This is a genomic window from Oceanobacillus kimchii X50 (assembly GCF_000340475.1).
Taxonomy (GTDB): domain Bacteria; phylum Bacillota; class Bacilli; order Bacillales; family Amphibacillaceae; genus Oceanobacillus; species Oceanobacillus kimchii.
Genome location: NZ_CM001792.1, coordinates 2441170 through 2456651, shown reverse-complemented (window position 1 = coordinate 2456651; position 15482 = coordinate 2441170). Strand labels below are relative to the sequence as shown.

The 15482-nt window shown below is 33.4% G+C and carries 13 protein-coding genes; 9 read left to right on the top strand and 4 right to left on the bottom strand.

Annotated features, from left to right (window positions below; genetic code table 11):
- The first annotated feature begins 384 nt into the window (after nucleotides 1-384).
- Nucleotides 385-1602 (top strand): PcsB-like coiled-coil domain-containing protein, encoded by a 1218-nt coding sequence (locus C794_RS12765; RefSeq protein WP_017797530.1) that lies wholly within the window; start codon nucleotides 385-387, stop codon nucleotides 1600-1602.
- 54 nt (nucleotides 1603-1656) lie between these two features.
- On the opposite strand, the gene C794_RS12760 is transcribed toward C794_RS12765, so the two are convergent.
- Complete coding sequence (locus tag C794_RS12760) at nucleotides 1657-2757, bottom strand: copper resistance D family protein (protein ID WP_017797529.1); 1101 nt, start codon at nucleotides 2755-2757, stop codon at nucleotides 1657-1659.
- A 3-nt stretch (nucleotides 2758-2760) separates the two neighbouring features.
- Entirely contained in the window at nucleotides 2761-3345 is a 585-nt protein-coding gene (locus tag C794_RS12755; protein WP_017797528.1) for a copper resistance CopC family protein, read from the bottom strand.
- Nucleotides 3346-3524: 179 nt separating this feature from the next.
- Here C794_RS12755 and C794_RS12750 point away from each other — a divergent pair, with 179 nt between their 5' ends.
- The gene (locus C794_RS12750; RefSeq protein WP_017797527.1) at nucleotides 3525-4580 is read left to right on the top strand and encodes a M42 family metallopeptidase; all 1056 of its coding nucleotides are present in this window, start codon (nucleotides 3525-3527) and stop codon (nucleotides 4578-4580) included.
- 148 nt (nucleotides 4581-4728) lie between these two features.
- Here the strand turns inward: C794_RS12750 and trhA are convergent, their stop codons facing one another.
- Nucleotides 4729-5379, bottom strand: coding sequence for a PAQR family membrane homeostasis protein TrhA (gene trhA / locus C794_RS12745; protein ID WP_017797526.1), 651 nt, complete (start codon nucleotides 5377-5379; stop codon nucleotides 4729-4731).
- Between the two features lie 135 nt (nucleotides 5380-5514).
- Here trhA and C794_RS12740 point away from each other — a divergent pair, with 135 nt between their 5' ends.
- The 3 genes from C794_RS12740 (at nucleotide 5515) to C794_RS12730 (ending at nucleotide 7719) form a co-directional block, all read left to right on the top strand.
- Nucleotides 5515-6102 carry a DUF1836 domain-containing protein gene (locus C794_RS12740; RefSeq protein WP_017797525.1) on the top strand — a complete coding sequence of 196 codons (588 nt, stop codon included), beginning with the start codon at nucleotides 5515-5517 and terminating at the stop codon, nucleotides 6100-6102.
- Entirely contained in the window at nucleotides 6092-7015 is a 924-nt protein-coding gene (locus tag C794_RS12735; RefSeq protein WP_017797524.1) for an MsnO8 family LLM class oxidoreductase, read from the top strand. The genes C794_RS12740 and C794_RS12735 overlap by 11 nt, the downstream gene beginning before the upstream one ends.
- 95 nt (nucleotides 7016-7110) lie before the next feature.
- Nucleotides 7111-7719: a DedA family protein gene (locus C794_RS12730; protein ID WP_017797523.1), complete on the top strand. Its 609-nt coding sequence runs from the start codon at nucleotides 7111-7113 to the stop codon at nucleotides 7717-7719.
- Here C794_RS12730 and C794_RS12725 read toward each other — a convergent pair.
- Nucleotides 7716-8762, bottom strand: coding sequence for an aromatic acid exporter family protein (locus C794_RS12725; protein ID WP_017797522.1), 1047 nt, complete (start codon nucleotides 8760-8762; stop codon nucleotides 7716-7718). The two genes, C794_RS12730 and C794_RS12725, sit on opposite strands and share 4 nt — an antisense overlap.
- Nucleotides 8763-9163: 401 nt before the next feature.
- Here C794_RS12725 and aceB point away from each other — a divergent pair, with 401 nt between their 5' ends.
- The 4 genes from aceB to C794_RS12700 all read left to right on the top strand — a co-directional run bounded on the left by aceB (nucleotide 9164) and on the right by C794_RS12700 (nucleotide 15276).
- Nucleotides 9164-10765 carry a malate synthase A gene (aceB, locus tag C794_RS19840; RefSeq protein WP_017797520.1) on the top strand — a complete coding sequence of 534 codons (1602 nt, stop codon included), beginning with the start codon at nucleotides 9164-9166 and terminating at the stop codon, nucleotides 10763-10765.
- Nucleotides 10755-12041 (top strand): isocitrate lyase, encoded by a 1287-nt coding sequence (gene aceA, locus C794_RS12710; protein ID WP_017797519.1) that lies wholly within the window; start codon nucleotides 10755-10757, stop codon nucleotides 12039-12041. The genes aceB and aceA overlap by 11 nt, the downstream gene beginning before the upstream one ends.
- Before the next feature lie 247 nt (nucleotides 12042-12288).
- A complete protein-coding gene (locus C794_RS12705; RefSeq protein ID WP_017797518.1) occupies nucleotides 12289-13515 on the top strand; it encodes a C40 family peptidase in 1227 nt (408 codons plus the stop codon).
- A 270-nt stretch (nucleotides 13516-13785) separates the two neighbouring features.
- The gene (locus tag C794_RS12700; protein WP_017797517.1) at nucleotides 13786-15276 is read left to right on the top strand and encodes a BCCT family transporter; all 1491 of its coding nucleotides are present in this window, start codon (nucleotides 13786-13788) and stop codon (nucleotides 15274-15276) included.
- Nucleotides 15277-15482 lie beyond the last annotated feature (206 nt).

Genomic DNA, 15482 nt, shown 5'->3' with positions numbered 1-15482 from the left:
TCTGAAGAGGAGTTCTTCATCTTTCATTACAATTAGAGTTAAGTTGTTTCTATAATATGAACATGTAGTATATAACTACTTATTTAAATTGAAATTAGTATTTTTAAATCGACTCAAACAATAATTGAACTATTTCTTATACATAGAGATAGTTCTTTTTTTTGAGATCTACCAGCTATTATTCTTGACTATATATTCGTTATATTTTAATTATTCAATACATGATACATAAATGTAATACTATGATAATGCCATTGAAATCTCTAGATGTTACACTGCATATGTTCTAATTTTAGGATGAACATGAAAAATTTAGAAATACATAAATGATTTGTACACTCAATTTTTCGAGATAGACCAAGAAAGCAAAGGGGGAGCTTAATAATGAAAAAATCACTCAGATTGCTATCAATTGTGGTTATACTTACTTTCATAGTATCTATCTTTCAAAATCCTGTTTATGCAAATTCCAAAGAGGATTTAAAAGAAGTTAAAGATGAAAGAAGTAAGATTCAAGAAGAATTGTCTGACTCACAACAAAAGGTTATGGACGCTGTAGAAGAATTAAATGTATTATATAATGAAATTGATAGTCTACAAGTAGAATTAGCAGAAAAAGAAGCACTTATCGATGATACGGAACAAAAAATGAATGACACAATGAATGATATATCTGATTTAGAAGTAGAAATTAAAGAATTAGAGAAAAAAATCGAAGAACGATTTGACATATTAAAAGATCGTTTAGTATCTGTGCAACAGACTGGTGGAGATATCACATATTTAGAAGTGATATTTGGTTCTCAAAGCTTTCATGATTTTGTTAATCGTGTAAGTGCGGTAAATAAAATTACAGATTCTGATGCTGCATTGATTGAGCAACAAGAGTTAGACATGAAGCAATTAGAAGAAAATAAGCAACAAATTGTAGTAAAGTTAAATGATTTAAATGAATTAAAAGATGAACAAGATCAAATGAAGGTAGAAGTTGAAGAGAAGCTTGTTGTACAAAAGGATCAGCAATCTGAACTAGAAGATAAGAAAAACAGTCTTCAAGCAATGGTGGAAGAACTAGAAATGTCGGATAGTGAATTAGCATATCTAGAAAATAATATCCAAACCGACATTCAAAAAGAAGAGGAAGCAAGAGCTAAAGCAATTGCTGCAAAAGAGGCTGAAAAGAAAGCACAAGCAGCAAAGAAAGAAGCACCTAAGCGTGAAGTGTTAAATACTTCTACATCTAAAAAAGAAGACAAAAGTAATAGTTCAAATGATAAAGCTAAGGAAGAAAAGCCAACATCCAATAATGATGAAAAGACATTTACAGTAACATCAACCGCTTATACAGCAGACTGTAAAGGATGTTCGGGTAAGACTTCATATAATGGTATTGATTTGAAAAAAAATCCGAATATGAAAGTCATTGCTGTAGATCCTGAAGTTATACCACTTGGTAGTATTGTTGAAGTAGAAGGATACGGTGTTGCTATTGCAGCAGACACTGGTAGTGCCATTAAAGGGAAGAAAATTGATGTGTTTATTTCTGATAAAAATGCTGCTCGTAGCTGGGGAGTTAAAACTGTAAAAGTAACTATAAGATAACGTACAAAAAAGGAGATCGGATTTTTGTCCAATCTCCTTTTTTTAGTAATGTAATTAACTAATCACAATGCTTTGGATAATAGCAAAGTAAGCCAATACAACAAAAATAACGGATACTAAGAACGAAAGTGTTGCATTTTTTTTCATTCTATAAATATATAAACTTCCAATAAGGCATATCAAAGCTATTACTGCAAAGAATAAACCGGAATCCGTAGCAATCAGAGCAACCTTACTACCTTCTAACGAACCATTATAAAACATATTTAACAATGGTGCATATCCTCCATGTTCTATGAGATTCTCAAGGTTCATCGGTGGGGATTGTTCATTAAGAGCACCAGTTATAATGAAAATGATAGTAATAATAAAGAATTCCACACGCACCCATGGCTTTGGGTTATATGTGGGATCTTTTTTTATCCTTTGTTTCATCCAAAAACCATTAATCAATGCATATAAAATTAATGGAATAATAAATAAATGCTTGAGTAACAAGCTTTGCCCATAGGAGACTAAAAAGGTATCTGTATAATCCGCTCCAGCTGTAGTGACGTTCATTAATAATATGCCACTTACGATAATTAATAGAAAACAACCAATTGCAGTTGGATGAAACCACCTTAGAAAGGCTAGCCAATTCGATGAATTCGATGAGAACCAACCTACTATTAACAATATCCCTGACCATACAGAAACTGCTAATACATGCATAGTGTGGATTGCTATACCATAAACTCCTTCTATGCTTCCAGCATGACTTGACCAGGCAATTCCAATAGTAAGAAGAAAAAGAAGAAATAGCTCTCCTATAATGAAAATTTGCCGATGATCATTCCCAAAAATTGTTATATAAAATGCCGTCACTATACAAATAATAAATGTAAACAGCCAAGCATTTCCGATTCGGAAAGTGAGTAGAATAGATTCAACAGCAGATCCAATCCCTTCCATTCCTGCGACATGTATAATTAATTGTATCAGAGGAATAAAAGATAATAATGCAATACTAAATACCGTAAATAATTGTAAAGAGGTAGATATTTTAATAGTTGGTTTAGAATTAGTGGGAATCCATCTTAGAATAAATGCTCCCGCAAGGAAAGAGAAACATAAATAAAGTAACGTCTCACTCCATATTGTGAAGAAAAACATAGCTTATTTTTTCTTTCTTATTAATACAATTGCAAGAATAGCGATAATTGCTACAAGAAGAATTGTAATAATCATGGTGTTAGAGCTTGAATCTGTAGCAGTTTCTTCATTAGTTTCATCTGCTGTAGTTGAATCGTCCGATTCAGATTGATTATTTTCAGTCATTGATTCATCTTCTTCAGTAGCATTCGATTCTTCGATATCTTCTTCTGAAGATTCTTCTACTTCTTCATCAGCATCAATTTCAAATGAGATCGAGTCCTGCATTGCATGACCATCTACACCAATAATATCCCAAGTCACTGTGTAAGAACCATTAGCTAGATCTTCTTCTAATGTTGCAACAAGCTCACCATCAGTTATGGAAATATCAGTGGCTTCAAACGTATCTCCTTCACTATTCTCAATTTGTAATGATGCGTTTTGCTCAATAACAGTATCGAAGTATAACTGTATTGTATCTATTGCCTCTGTAAGTGTTGAACCATCTTCTGGATTTGAAGAATCCAAATGTGTATGTGCAAATACAGTATGTGCACTAAAAAGGAATAAAGTGGCTACAAACAGTAGCGTGGATATTTTTTTCATAAGAATAACCTCCTAAATTTTATGTCGTTAACAGATTACTAAATAATTCATACAGAAACAACTTATATAACCTCTAAACTAATGACACTTTCGTGACGATACTAATGTGTGAAAACTATGATATTTAGGATTATTGAGTTAAACTAAGTGAAGATGATTACATAAGGAGTGTGTTTTGAATGAAAAGTTATCCAAACGCTCAAGCAACAAAAGCACTAATTGAACAATTAGTAAAAATCCCAAGTCCAACTGGTTATACAACGAATGCGATATCCTTTGTAGAAAATCACTTAAAACAGTTAGGAGTGGAAACAAAACGAAATCATAAAGGAGGTCTAATTGCCACTGTCAAAGGAGAAAATGATAGTAAACATCGCTTTTTAACAGCGCATGTCGATACGCTTGGGGCAATGGTTAAGGAAATAAAAGATAACGGGCGTTTAAAGATTCAACGAATTGGTGGTTTTCCATTTAATTATATTGAAGGAGAATACTGTACTATTCATATGTCTAATGACAATACTATTACAGGTACGATTTTAATGCATCAAACCGCAGTTCATGTTTACCATAAAGCAACTTCATTAGATAGAAGTGAAAAGAATATCGAAATACGAATTGATGCAGAAGTACATAATGCCAATGATACACGAGCGCTAGGAATAGAAGTAGGAGACTTTATATCATTTGAGCCTCGAGTAGAGATAACTGATAATGGTTTTATTAAGTCTAGACATTTAGATGATAAAGCAAGTATAGGTATATTATTACAAGTGATAAAACAAATCCAAGAAGAAAATATAAAACTACCTCATACAACTCATTTTTTATTCTCAAATAATGAAGAAATAGGTTATGGGGGAAATTCAAACATTACTCCTGAAACAGTGGAATATTTAGCTGTCGATATGGGAGCAATTGGTGATGGCCAATCAACAGATGAATATACAGTTTCTATTTGTGTTAAGGACTCATCAGGTCCGTACCATTATGGTCTTCGTAAACATCTTGTGAATATAGCAAAACAACATGATATTGGCTATAAATTAGATATATACCCTTATTACCAGTCAGATGCTTCAGCAGCTATCCAATCAGGCAACGATATTATACATGGACTAATTGGACCTGGGATTGATGCATCTCACGCTTTTGAACGAACACATGAATCTTCGTTAATTCACACAGAAAAATTAATCTATCATTATATTCAAACAGAAATGATTGAAATGTAAAGATATAGATAGTATAGATTTAAATGGTTGAGTCTAGATTAATATAAAAAGTAAATTTTACGGGCGCGTATGGCTAGATGATGCCAAGCTCAAAAATTGAAAGAGAAGGCCCATCAGCCACCCGTAAAATGGATACGTCATTGCTCATTTAAATTAATACATAAACATAGATACATAGATAATGAGAAATGCTTCCAAGTAAAATAAAAATGTGAAAGATCTCATGAAAACCGAAATAACGGAAACGTAAAAAGTCTGGTTTTAACCAATAAATAACTGCGCCAACAGTATACAAAATCCCCCCTAAAATCAACAGGAACATTCCTTGCAACCCAATCTCAGGAGCTAAAGATCCACTATATAAGATAACTATCCAACCCATTAATACGTATAGCAGCGTAGATAACCATCTAGGGGAGTGGAACCATATAAGTTTAAAGGAAACTCCAAGCAACGCAAGACCAGTAATAATTGCAAATAAGACCCAGCCGATTGTTCCCTTAAGACTAATCAAACAAAAAGGGATATATGTACCTGCGATTAGAACATATATCATCGAATGATCCAACTTACGCAAAAAAGCAATAACTGGTGGTTGTGCGATGATGGAATGATAAACTGTAGATGCTGTATATAAGAGGATTAAACTGACTCCAAATATAGTAACTGCAGTAATTGTTTGAGCAGATGCACTTATTTGTGCTGATTTAACGACAAGAAAAACTAGTCCAATGATTGATAAGACAATGCCAATAAAATGTGTAAAAGCATTCATAGGTTCTCTAATATATTTATTCATTTTAACACCTTCATTCCTTTATGTAGTTTTTAAAACTATATAATGATAATACATATATTTCGTGATGTAGTCAATATTTACATATCCGTGTTTTGAAAGTATAATATGTATCAAATCAAAATGAGGAGAATAATAATGGATATTTATAAGCAATTAGAGGACTTAACATTATCTAACCAATTATCACTAGAAGAAATTCCAAATATTGATTTATATATGGATCAAGTTATTCAACTTTTTGAAAGCAAGTTTAGTTCATCAAAGCGGAATGATGATGAAAAAGTTCTGACGAAAACAATGATTAATAATTACGCTAAAGGAAAGTTGTTATTCCCAATTAAAAATAAAAAGTACTCCAAAGATCATATACTATTGATTGCGATGATTTATCAAATGAAAAGTGCTCTATCGATAAGTGATGTTGGTAAAACATTAAAAGGTATTAATCATCAAGTTTCAGAAGGAGACATTCAACTGGGAGAATTTTATGGGAGTTATCTACGATTAATTGAAAAAAATGTAGAGTTATTTGAAGAATTTATATCAAGTCAACAAAATTCAGTTGGTGAAGAAATTAATAATAAAGAAGTATCTGAAGCAGATTATTTACAACAAGTATTACTTATTTTAAGTTTCACAGGGATGAGTAACTTCTTTCGGAAAGCAGCTGAAAAAATGGTAGATAATCTTGTATGGAAGGAAGAAAATAAAGATGAAGCTTAGTATTTTAGATCAGTCTCCAGTTTTAGAAGGCGCTAGCTCAAAACAAGCGTTGGAGGAGACAATTAAATTAGCTAAATTAGCTGAGGGTAAGGGATATCATCGTTATTGGATTGCAGAGCATCATGGTATGCCACAATTAGCAAGCCCTTCACCAGATATTTTACTAGCTATAATTGGTAGCCAGACGTCAACAATACGAATTGGTGCTGGAGCAGTTCTGTTACCAAATTATCGTGCTTTTCCTGTTGCTGAAAGATACCATATGTTAGCTTCCATGTTTCCGGGACGAGTTGATTTAGGAATTGGACGTGCCCCTGGTGGATCAGCAGAAGCATCTATTGCGCTTGCTGGGGATTTTTTGAGTAAAGTCAACGATATGCCTACTTTAATTGATGAATTATTACATTTTTTGTACGATGATTTTCCAGAAGACCATTTATATGCAAAAATAGATATTTCGCCCCGGACAATTGAACCCCCACACCCTTGGCTATTAGGAACGAGTGAAAAAAGTGCGGTTCTTGCAGCAGAAAAAAATCTTGCTTATGTGTTTGGACACTTTATGACGGATAGTGATGGTCCTAAAATCATAAGAAAGTATCAAGATTTAACAGAGAATAAAAAGTCTATAATTGTTGCTGTGTCCGTCATTTGTGGGGAAACTGAAGAAGAAGCTTTACAAATAGCTAAGGAAGCATCTACGTGGAATCAAAAAGCTACATCAATTGAAGTAGATAATCAAAATAATGATATGTTCTCTAATATGATAATTGGTAATCCTGTACAAGTAAAAGAACAACTACAAACATTACAACAGTTATATCAATGTGATGAATTTATGATACTTACGATTACTTCAAATTATCAGGATAGGAAAAAATCATATGAACGAATAGCTAACATATTCCTTTAGTTTGAGCATCTACGTCAGATTCCGTTTATAGCATACGTCTTTTATCGAAGACATATAATGGACTACATGGACAAGCTATAAAGGAGAGCAGAAAGATGAATGATTGGGTTACGGCTATTATGGAACAGCTAGGTTACCTAGGGATTTTTTTAATGATGGCATTAGAAAATATTTTTCCACCTATTCCATCAGAAATTGTATTACCATTTGGTGGATTTTTAACAACCTATACAAATCTAACGGTAATAGGTGTTGTAACTGTTGCTACCTTGGGATCTGTAATAGGTTCTATGATTCTTTATTGTATTGGAACAGTTTTAGACATACCTCGATTAGAGAGAATAATAGATCGTTATGGGCATTGGATTCGCTTGAAAAAGTCAGATGTACAGCGAGCAGATAATTGGTTTCATCAGCGTGGTTATTGGACGGTCTTTTTCTGTAGAATGGTACCGGTAATAAGAAGTCTTATATCTATTCCAGCTGGTATGACGAGGATGAATTTCCCTGTTTTTATTTTACTAACTACCGTTGGTACAATTTTATGGAATGTTATATTAATTAGTTTTGGTGTTATTTTAGGAGAAAACTGGCAGCAGATATTAGGATTTATGCATGGATATTCAAGATTTGTATATATTGTTATTATTTTAGTACTTGTAGTAATTACTATTATCTTTATTAGAAGAAAACGTCAGCGCTAGTTTAGGTTGACGTTTTCTTCATTTAGTTCCTCTGTCATATAATAATCTTCCGTTAGTTCTAATATAGAAATTAATTCATAAAGCATTACTAACTCGAATGGGAGTTTATTTAACATATCTTTGCTCAGTTCATGCGTTCTATGTTTTTCTTTCCAAAATAATTTATTCAACCGGGTTCTTTTATCTTGTATATCATTGCTATTAAAAGCAATCTCTTTTTTTAATACTTGTGCAATATAGGAGGATACAATCATTAGTTCATTTTTTTCATCCTCATTTACGTTTATTCGACCTTTAGGATGATCAATAACATTCGTTATATGATAATGCATAATTCTTAAAAAATGTAACTGTGTTTTTAAATCTTTAAATTTTTCTTGATTATATTCGGTGAAATGATATTTTGTATCATTTGTTTGATACCTACTTAAAATTTCAGCTCTAATTATTATTTTATCTAATTCCAATAACCTATTTAAATATTTACTCTCGTTACTTTTTTCATCTGTAAGTAAAAGGCAGTGATATATATCTTTTGTTAGTACACCTAATTCTTGAGCAATGGATGTTACTTTAGATTGAATGTTTTTTTGATAATCAGGTGGAAGTAAGAACATATTTACTAATGTAGATACAGATAAACCGATTGTTGTTGTAAATAGTCTAATAAAAAATTCCATCAAATAATTACTATGAATAACATCTACCATTGCAACAGAAGTAATCGTGGCAACTAACAATCCATCATGTAATTTAAGACGAAAGCAGGTAGAGATTGTGAAAACTGCAGATAGAGCGTATGTCACCGGTGAATTTCCAAACAAAGCAATAAATAATACTGCATATGCTGCTCCAATTCCAGAAGCAGGAAATCGTATCAACCCTTTTCGTATAGAATCAGAAACGGTGGGTTCAATGGTTACAATGGCAGTGATAACAGCGAATACAGGAGACCATCCAATCCATTTGCAAATATAAGCTGTTAAAAGAACAGCTATACCAGTTTTAATTACTCTGCTACCAATAAATGACCGAAGTTTCACGATTATAAAATCTCCATTCTTTACCTAAGTGAGTCAATTTCATTAGTGTTATGCCCCATGTTATTTATGAGATTGATTCAAGTAATATTTCTATTTTCCACCCTTATTGAGTAAATTTCAAATTTTTTTCAAAAAAGTGTTGCAAAATAGAAAATATTTTTATAAACTGTATTATAACAAAATTATAAATTATTAACCTGTTATATAAAAGGAGGTTTTCAAATGTCTGAAAAACAGGTGCTGTGTCCTGATTGTGGTATTCCGATGGATGCAAAGCAAACATCACTAGAATGTGATTATTGTCTTTCTAAAAAAGCAGAGTAAATTTTTTTGTGTCAATTGTTATATAACAAAAATTGATATTTATTTATTATTATAATACAGGTGGTGAAGGTTATTTTATGAATGATGTATCTATACTACAAAGTTCTTCAAAAGTAAAATACGAAGATGTTCTAACTACTGAAGCGCGAGGGTTTTTGTTTTTATTACACCAACATTTTAATCAGCGAAGAAAAGAATTACTTGATGAAAGACAAGAAAAACAAAAAAGATTGGCTGATGGAGAAAAGTTAAATTTTCTATCACTAACCAAACATATACGAGAATCAGATTGGGAAATTGATCCAGTACCAAAAGATTTAAAAGATAGAAGAGTCGAGATTACTGGACCTGTAGATAGAAAAATGATTATCAATGCTTTAAATTCAGGTGCTAATACTTTTATGGCAGATTTTGAAGATGCTAGTTCTCCAACTTGGGAGAATATGATGCAGGGACAACGTAATCTAAAAGACGCAATTCGAAGAGAAATTGATTTTTTTGATAACCGGGGAAAAGAATATCGTTTGAATGATAAAACGGCTGTACTAATTGTTCGGCCTAGGGGATGGCATCTCGAAGAGCGACACATTAAAGTTGAAAATGAGCCTATGTCTGCTAGTTTAGTAGATTTTGGATTGTATTTTTTCCATAATGCCAAAGAATTAATACGGAGCGGATCTGGACCATACTTTTATTTGCCTAAAATGGAAAATTATTTAGAAGCGCGTCTTTGGAATGATGTATTTGTTTTTGCCCAAAACGAAATTGGTATTCCACAGGGAACAATTAAAGCTACTGTGCTGATTGAAACAATTACTGCTGCATTTGAAATGGATGAGATTTTATATGAGCTACGCCATCATTCAGCAGGTTTGAATTGTGGTAGATGGGATTATATTTTTAGTTTCATTAAAAAGAATCAAAGTGATCCTGCTATGCTATTACCTGATCGTTCGACGGTAACGATGGAAACTCCTTTTATGCGCTCGTATTCTTTATTAGCAATTCAAACTTGCCATCGAAGAAACGCGCATGCAATTGGTGGAATGGCTGCTCAAATTCCTGTGAAGAATAATAAAGAATTAAATCGTCAAGCATTTGAGAAAGTAAAAAAAGATAAAGAACGAGAAGTACGTGATGGGCATGATGGGACATGGGTAGCGCATCCAGGTATGGTTCAACTAGTAAAAGATGTTTTTGATTTAGGTATGCCTGCAGCTAACCAGATTAATAGAAAACGAGAAGATATACACATTACAGCAAATGATCTTTTACAGCTACCGACTGGGCCAATAACTATAGAAGGGTTGCGTACAAATATTACCGTTGGAATTCAATATATGGCGGCCTGGTTATCAGGGCGTGGGGCTGTTCCAATTAATAATCTAATGGAAGATGCAGCAACAGCTGAAATATCGAGGGCACAAATATGGCAGTGGATACAAAATGAAGCAATTATGGATAATGAACAACAAATCACTTTTAAATTAGTCAAGGATATGGTAGATGAAGTAGTTCTATTTGAAGAAAACTTAGGAACAGAAAATATGGAATCGGAACACGTATACGAGGCTACTAATCTATTTCTATCTTTAATCAAACAAAAAGAATTTGAAGAATTTTTAACTTTACCAGCTTATCATCAATTAAATGAAGGAGGATGTGTAAATGACAAATAAAAGAGTAGAGAATTTAACAAGACACTGGGAAGAGGATATTCGATGGGCGGGGGTTGAACGTCCATATAAAGCAGAAGATGTAATACGTCTTAGAGGGTCTATTGATATAACGCATACTTTAGCGACTCGAGGTGCTTCGAAGTTATGGAAATTAATTAATGAAGAAGACTATGTAAATGCTTTAGGTGCACTTACCGGAAATCAAGCGGTTCAACAAGTGAAAGCGGGACTTAAAGCAATTTATTTAAGTGGATGGCAGGTTGCTGCTGATGCAAATATAGCAGGAGAAATGTATCCTGATCAAAGTCTGTATCCCGCAAATAGTGTCCCTCAGGTAGTGAAAAGAATCAATCAAGCACTACAACGATCGGATCAGATTCATTATTCTGAAGGTAAGAATGATATTGATTGGTATGCTCCTATAGTAGCGGATGCAGAAGCGGGTTTTGGAGGACAATTAAACGTGTTTGAATTGATGAAATCAATGATTGAAGCGGGGGCTGCGGCTGTTCATTTTGAAGATCAGTTATCTTCTGAAAAGAAATGTGGTCATTTAGGAGGTAAAGTGTTGTTACCAACACAGAATGCAGTTCGGAATTTAATTGCAGCCAGATTTGCAGCAGATGTGATGGGAACACCAAGTATTATCATCGCACGTACAGATGCAAATGCAGCGGATATGATAACTAGTGATATAGATGAATATGATCATTCATTTCTTACTGGAGAGAGAACGATAGAAGGTTTTTATAAAACACAGCCAGGAATCGAGCAAGCAATATCAAGGGGGCTTGCATATGCTCCTTATGCTGATTTGATTTGGTGTGAAACATCAGAACCAAATATGGAGGAAGCTAGAAGATTTGCTAAAGCTATACACGAAAAGTTTCCTAATAAATTACTCGCATATAATTGTTCACCATCATTTAATTGGAAGAAAAAACTTTCAGATCAAGAGATTGCAGATTTCCAAAAAGAGTTAGGAAAATTAGGTTATAAATTCCAATTTGTAACATTAGCAGGTTTTCATGCTTTAAATTACAGTATGTTCGATTTAGCTAAAAAGTATAAACAATCCGGTATGGCAGCTTATTCCGAATTACAGCAAGCGGAATTTTCAAGTGAGAAAGACGGGTATACAGCTACAAGACATCAGAGAGAAGTAGGAACAGGTTATTTTGATGAAGTTGCACAAGTCATTTCTGGTGGTAATGCTTCTACTATAGCATTAGCAGGTTCAACCGAAACCGAACAATTTACAAGTTCTTACAAATAAATAAGAAAAAATCTGTTCACCATTTTAATAGTGAACAGATTTTTTTGACTGTCGTGGCAGTATTTGTCGAAATTGAAATATAACTGTAACATTTCTATAATATGCATGACATTTTCCAATGTTATACTTCATATTACCTAGAAAATATACATAATGTGTTTAAATATATAAAACTGCATAGGACTTTCTCACAATCATACATAAATAGTCTTAGAGAATTGCAGTGTAATAGGGAAGCGAGGAAAAAATGTTGAAAAAGGTAATATTTACATTAACTACGGCAACTGTAGTTGGGTTAAGCAGTACTTTGTTCACAGGTGTCGCACATGCAGAAACAATTGAGGATTTAGAATCACAACAATCACAAATTCAAGAAGATCGAGATGCTATTAAAGCAGATTTATCTGATGCCGAAAGCGAGATAGCAGATGTACTTATTGAGTTAGAGGAACTTAATAAAGAAATTGAACGTGTGGATAAAGCACTAAAAGAAAATGAAAACAAAATGGATGAAACTCAGGACAAGATTTCAGAGCAAGAAGCTGAAGTTGAGAAGTTAGAAGAAGAAATTGCAGAGTTAGAAGAGGCAATTGAAAAGCGTTATGAAATCTTAAAAGAACGCGCTATATCTTTACAGCAAAGTGGTGGAGAGATTACATATTTAGAAGTAATTTTTGGAGCACAAGACTTTGGTGATTTCATTAACCGTGTACAAGCTGTCAATAAAATTACTGATTCAGATACATCTTTAATTGAACAACAAGAAGCAGATAAAAAAGAAGTGGAAACAAAACAAGATGAAGTAGTTTCTAAACTTGATGATTTAAAAGAAATGGAAGTTGAAATTAAAGGGATGCTTGCAACAATTGAAGAACAGAAGTCAGAGAATGAAGTGAAGAAAGACGACTTGAAAGAAAAAGAAGACAACCTAGTGGCAATGAAAAATGAACTAGAAGTTGAAGACTCTAAATTGGCTACCTTAGAAAAGGATGTTGAAAGAAGTTTAAGTACTGCTACTTCACCTGCACCAAATACAACAGTAGCAAGTGCTAGTGTTGGAACAGATTCAAAATCAGATAATAATAATGTAACAAGAACTTCTGGATCTGGTGGTGTAAGTACAGCAATTAATGCTGGGTTTAATCATCTAGGAACACCATATGTTTGGGGTGGAAAATCACCAAGCGGATTTGATTGTTCTGGATTTGTTTCTTGGGCTTTTGCTCAGGGAGGAATTTCAATTCCATCAAGTACTTCAGCATTAGCTAGCACTGGATCGAAAGTATCTGCTAGCAATATGCAGCCTGGGGATATCGTATTCTTTGATACGTATAAAACAAATGGACACGTTGGTATCTACTTAGGTGGAGGACAATTTATTGGTGCACAAAATTCAACTGGTCTTGCAGTTGCTGACATGACGAGCGGTTACTGGGCAGACAAATTTAGTGGGCATGTACGTAGTGTACGTTAAATAAACTATAATATTGAAAAAAACCATAAGGGAAATTTCCCTTATGGTTTTTTATATTTTTCCGTAGATATCTAAGTTTATTCAAAGGCATTTAAGTTATAGCTTCATGGTACTAACATTCCATTGGATGAACGAAAAAAACCATTGAACGAGGTTTTACTTTATGAACCAATACACCATAATCAGGCGAAATATGGTTTAAGTCATTTAATAATCGGATATATATAAGTTATCGTTATCATACATAAAAAACCAAGAAAGGACTAACTGATGAATAAACATAAGTTTATAAATCCAGTATTTTTTGTATCCTCTATATTTATATTAATACTAGTAATTATAGGAGCTATAACTTCGGGAAAATTTGAGTCTGTTGCTAATAGATTATTTAATTTTACTACCATTAATTTTGGATGGTTTTACTTACTTGCTGTTTTTGTATTCATTCTATTTTTAGTATGGCTAGCTTTCAGTAAGTACGGCAAAATCAAGCTTGGCCCTGCTGATTCAAAGCCTGAATATTCCTTCTTCGCTTGGATTGGAATGCTATTCTCGACTGGTTTTGGTTCTGGTCTCGTTTTCTGGGGTGTGGCAGAACCAATGAATCACTTCTTTAATACACCCTTTCCTGGATTAGAAGCACAAACAGAGGAAGCTGCCCGTGTCGCTATGGGTTATTCATTTTTTAACTGGGGAATTAGTCAATGGTCGGTTTTTGCATTAGTTGGTCTAGTTATAGCATTCAATCAGTTTCGTAAAGATAAAAATGGTCTAATATCTACAGCAATTGAACCAATAGTTGGAAAGAATCGCTTAACTGCTAACACGGTTAATTCATTCGCAGTTATCGCAACCGTGATGGGAGTAGCTACTTCATTAGGATTAGGGATTATGCAAATGAATGGTGGTTTAAATTCTGTATTTGGACTTTCAAATTCAATATGGGTACAGATAGGAATTGCGGTTACCATGTTGCTTGTTTATCTGATATCATCCGCTACCGGTCTGAAAAAAGGTATGAAATGGCTTAGTACATTAAATCTAACTTTATGTCTTGCTCTGTTATTATTTGTATTTATTATGGGACCAACTGTATTTATCTTGGAATCTTTTGTATTAGGGATTGGAGATTACATTACAAATTTTGTACATTATAGTTTGAGAATGACCCCATATACTGGAGATTCTTGGGTGACAGAATGGACGATATTCTACTGGGCATGGGCGATATCGTGGTCACCATTTGTAGGAGCATTTGTAGCCAGAGTTTCACGTGGTAGAACCATTCGCGAATATATTTTTGGTGTTACAGTAGTTCCACCTGTTATTGCTTGTTTATGGATTGCTGTATTTGGCGGGACATCATTAATTAGTGATCTGAATAATGGTACAATGATAGCAGAAGCTGTGGATGAAGATTTAGCAGTGGCTTTATTCGAGACATTTGGTACTTTACCATTAAGTACATTAATGTCTGTATCAGCTATTTTTCTCATATTTACTTTCCTTGTGACTTCCGCAGACTCGGCTACTTATATTTTAGGTAGTATGACTTCGAAAGGAAGTTTGAATCCAGCACTTGTGACAAAGATTGTGTGGGGAATGTTAATTACTGCTATTGCAATTGTTCTACTATTAGCTGGTGGTTTAGAAGCACTGCAAACCGCTGCATTGACCTCAGCATTACCATTTACCATTATAATAATTATCTTAATGATTTCTTTCTTGAAAATAATAAAAAAAGATAACAGTTCTAAGTAACTTAAATTTTGGAAAGCGGACTTGAATCATTTTAATAATATTGATTCGAGTCCGCATAATTTTATTTCTAAAAAGGTAATTCACCGTTCTTGATTTTCTATCTATATTCTAGACATGCTGAAGGTATTTAGATTATAATATTGAATAGGAGAGAGGGTGATTCCATGGGAAGGTAAAAGTGAATAACAACATCAGACATTGCACTG

Excerpts from the sequence above, each read along its gene's own strand:
- C794_RS12735 (WP_017797524.1), top strand. The coding sequence starts at position 6,092 with ATGAAGCTTAGTATTTTAGATCAGTCTCCAGTTTTAGAAGGCGCTAGC.
- C794_RS12700 (WP_017797517.1), top strand. The coding sequence starts at position 13,786 with ATGAATAAACATAAGTTTATAAATCCAGTATTTTTTGTATCCTCTATA.
- C794_RS12705 (WP_017797518.1), top strand. The coding sequence starts at position 12,289 with ATGTTGAAAAAGGTAATATTTACATTAACTACGGCAACTGTAGTTGGG.
- C794_RS12730 (WP_017797523.1), top strand. The coding sequence starts at position 7,111 with ATGAATGATTGGGTTACGGCTATTATGGAACAGCTAGGTTACCTAGGG.
- C794_RS12740 (WP_017797525.1), top strand. The coding sequence starts at position 5,515 with ATGGATATTTATAAGCAATTAGAGGACTTAACATTATCTAACCAATTA.
- aceB (WP_017797520.1), top strand. The coding sequence starts at position 9,164 with ATGAATGATGTATCTATACTACAAAGTTCTTCAAAAGTAAAATACGAA.
- trhA (WP_017797526.1), bottom strand. The coding sequence starts at position 5,379 with ATGAATAAATATATTAGAGAACCTATGAATGCTTTTACACATTTTATT.
- C794_RS12765 (WP_017797530.1), top strand. The coding sequence starts at position 385 with ATGAAAAAATCACTCAGATTGCTATCAATTGTGGTTATACTTACTTTC.
- aceA (WP_017797519.1), top strand. The coding sequence starts at position 10,755 with ATGACAAATAAAAGAGTAGAGAATTTAACAAGACACTGGGAAGAGGAT.
- C794_RS12760 (WP_017797529.1), bottom strand. The coding sequence starts at position 2,757 with ATGTTTTTCTTCACAATATGGAGTGAGACGTTACTTTATTTATGTTTC.
- C794_RS12750 (WP_017797527.1), top strand. The coding sequence starts at position 3,525 with ATGAAAAGTTATCCAAACGCTCAAGCAACAAAAGCACTAATTGAACAA.
- C794_RS12755 (WP_017797528.1), bottom strand. The coding sequence starts at position 3,345 with ATGAAAAAAATATCCACGCTACTGTTTGTAGCCACTTTATTCCTTTTT.